The following is a 2,439-nucleotide window of genomic DNA, read 5'->3' on the forward strand; positions in this document are numbered from 1 at the left end:
GGCCGACAACACCCACATCGGCGCGCAGAACGTCCGCGAGGCACTGGGCAAATTCAACGCCGCGATGCCTGACAAGGTGCGCAAGAACGCGGTGCTGGCGGTCGAGTACCTGGTGACAGCCAGCCCGGAGGTGATGCAGGCCAAGGATCGATCCGCCCAGGACGCGTACTTCCGGGACGCTCTGAAGTGGCTGGAAGCCAAGCACGGCGCGGAAAACGTGGTCTACGCCGGCATCCACCGCGACGAGACCACGCCGCACATGTACGCCTACGTCGTGCCCAAGGACGAGCGCGGCAAGCTGAATTGCCGGGCGTTTTTTGGCGAGCAAGGGGCATTGGGGAAGCTGCAGACCGAGTTCGCCGAGCAAGTCGGCCTGCAACATGGCCTAGAACGGGGCGTAGAGGGCTCCAGAGCGCGTCACGAGTCCGTGAGGGCATACTACGGCCGCGTGGCCGCCAACGCGCCCAAAACGCCGGCAATCGACGTTCCTGAGGGGAAGTTGCTGGAGGGCAAGGAGGCTTACGGCCAGCGCGTGGCGCAAGCGGTGCTCGAGCAGATCAAGCCGGAGTTCGATGCGCTGGCGGCCAAAGCCGGCGAGCGCGACCGCGCCAAGCAGCAGGCGCGGGCGATGGAAGCCGCGGCCAAGCAGGCAGAGCGGCAGCTCGACCAGGAGCGAAAGAAGACCCTAGCTGCGCAGGACAAGGGCAAGGAGCTGGTCCGGACCATCGCCCAAGGCGGCGAGCCGCTGCAGCGGCTGCAGACCGCCCTGCAGGCGAAGATCGAGCAGCAGCAGGACAAGGGCCAGGAACGCTCGTAGGTGTTCATGCCGCGCGGCATGAGGCCTTCACCAGGGGCGCGTAGTCACGGTACACATGCTCGATCGCGGCGGCGTCGTGTGGGTTGAGCGATTGCCGTTCTCGTACCAGGGCGGAGCGTTCCGCTTTGAGCCGTTTGATCTTGCTGGGGCCGGGCGCTGGCAAGGCTTCCTCTGCCGCGATCTCAGCGGTTCGCATGGCGATCAGGCTGCCGAGGATCTCGGCCGCGCACTCGTAGCGCGTGAGCGTTTCGTTGTTGATTCCACCCATACTGTCTACCTTACGCAGCCTTGCTGGGACGGTGCGTCATGTCGCCACGGCCAGCCAGCAGGCCGTCAATCGACAAGTCTTCGTCCAGATCATCCCAGTGGATGCCGTGGGCGCTCAGCTCGTAGTGGGCCAGTTGCTCAGGCTTCGCGGACAGCAGTCGCGGGAACCATGCCAGCGGGACGCCAAGCGTGCGGCCGTCGCTCAACTCAACCCACATGGAGTAGTCGTCAAAGCGGACGGTTTTAGCCGAAGTAATCATTCCAAGCCCTTTCCAGCAGGTCTTTGTTCGTCGCTACGACGGCGGCGAGGCTCTTCAATGTTCGCGCATCGAAGCCGTCGTTGCGCGCCAATTGCACGTCTGGCACCAGCCAGAACTTAGCTTCCCCATCCGCGTTACGGACGTGAATGTGCGCGGGTTCCAGCGGGTTACCTTCGTTCGAGTAGAAGAAAAACTTGAAGCCTTGGTAGCGCAGGATGACGGGCATTGGTCATGCCTCTGCTTTCTTGCTGGATTTCTTGCGGGGCTTTTGCCCGTGAAGCAACTGGATGCAGAGCATGCTCATCGCCGTCTTTGCTTCGATTTCTGTGCATGCCATCCCATCGTCTCGCTCAACGGTGATCCGGTAGGACTCCGGCAAGCCGATAACGGTCTGGCGCTGTTCTCCGGGCAATACCAGCTCGATCTTGATCTGTGTTTCTGACATGGATACTCCTCCTACTTCCCATTCTTCCCTTGTGGGTCTTGCACGATGGCTGGGCCGTCTATCCCATCCAGAAGCGGCTGGCTTGGTGGTTCTTCACCCTCCCCTGCAGGGATGATCTGTTCACCCGCCTGCACGATAGCAACCTGTCTTGCTGGTGGTGGGGTCAGGGACAACGCATCCTGTTCCGAACGGCTTGCAATCACAGTGGCGTCAAAAACTGCGTGCTGGATTTCGCCGCGCGGGCCAATCCAAGCTACCCGGCGATTGATGGCGAGAGCATTAGCGCCGCCGATCTTGATCCGCTGCACCCATCCCTCTTCGATCAGAATCCGTAATGCACGCTCGACCGTGGGCATTGAGCAGCCCAGCAGCTCCCGCATCGTTTCGCGGCTCACAACGACCACGCCCCCGCTTCCCGGAGGCAGCCTTCGAATTAGCGAGACAATCAACTCTGCAGCACGGGGAGCTCGCCGGATGAGGTCACTCAACCCTTCCAATGCGGCCAGCTCGACCATCGCAAAATGGGCGTGTTGAGTGATGGATCGGCCCCTCTTCTGTGTTGCTTTTAGCGTCAAAGGCTTTGTGTTTGGCATCATGAAAAATGAGGCTACAGAAAAAATCTATGATGGACAATGCATCATGACCCATCA

Annotated in this window: 6 protein-coding genes; 1 reads left to right on the forward strand and 5 read right to left on the reverse strand. The window is 61.2% G+C overall.

What is annotated here, in order from left to right:
* Positions 1-817, forward strand: an 817-nt coding sequence (mobV, locus tag ACZ2IA_RS22655; RefSeq protein ID WP_470294849.1) for a MobV family relaxase, incomplete at its 5' end; no start/stop codon positions are given.
* Between the two features lie 4 nt (positions 818-821).
* Here the strand turns inward: mobV and ACZ2IA_RS22660 are convergent.
* The 5 genes from ACZ2IA_RS22660 to ACZ2IA_RS22680 are packed head-to-tail and all read right to left on the reverse strand — an operon-like array spanning position 822 to position 2,304.
* On the reverse strand, positions 822-1,085 hold the full coding sequence (locus ACZ2IA_RS22660; RefSeq protein ID WP_470294850.1) for a hypothetical protein: 264 nt from the start codon (positions 1,083-1,085) through the stop codon (positions 822-824).
* A gap of 10 nt (positions 1,086-1,095) precedes the next feature.
* Entirely contained in the window at positions 1,096-1,344 is a 249-nt protein-coding gene (locus ACZ2IA_RS22665; protein ID WP_470294851.1) for a DUF2442 domain-containing protein, read from the reverse strand.
* The gene (locus tag ACZ2IA_RS22670) at positions 1,328-1,570 is read right to left on the reverse strand and encodes a DUF4160 domain-containing protein (RefSeq protein ID WP_470294852.1); all 243 of its coding nucleotides are present in this window, start codon (positions 1,568-1,570) and stop codon (positions 1,328-1,330) included. The genes ACZ2IA_RS22665 and ACZ2IA_RS22670 overlap by 17 nt, the downstream gene beginning before the upstream one ends.
* A gap of 3 nt (positions 1,571-1,573) precedes the next feature.
* A complete protein-coding gene (locus ACZ2IA_RS22675) occupies positions 1,574-1,789 on the reverse strand; it encodes a hypothetical protein (protein WP_470294853.1) in 216 nt (71 codons plus the stop codon).
* Positions 1,790-1,800: 11 nt separating this feature from the next.
* On the reverse strand, positions 1,801-2,304 hold the full coding sequence (locus ACZ2IA_RS22680; RefSeq protein ID WP_470294854.1) for a hypothetical protein: 504 nt from the start codon (positions 2,302-2,304) through the stop codon (positions 1,801-1,803).
* Positions 2,305-2,439: the final 135 nt, after the last annotated feature.

The organism is Crenobacter sp. CS_VA4, assembly GCF_055597485.1.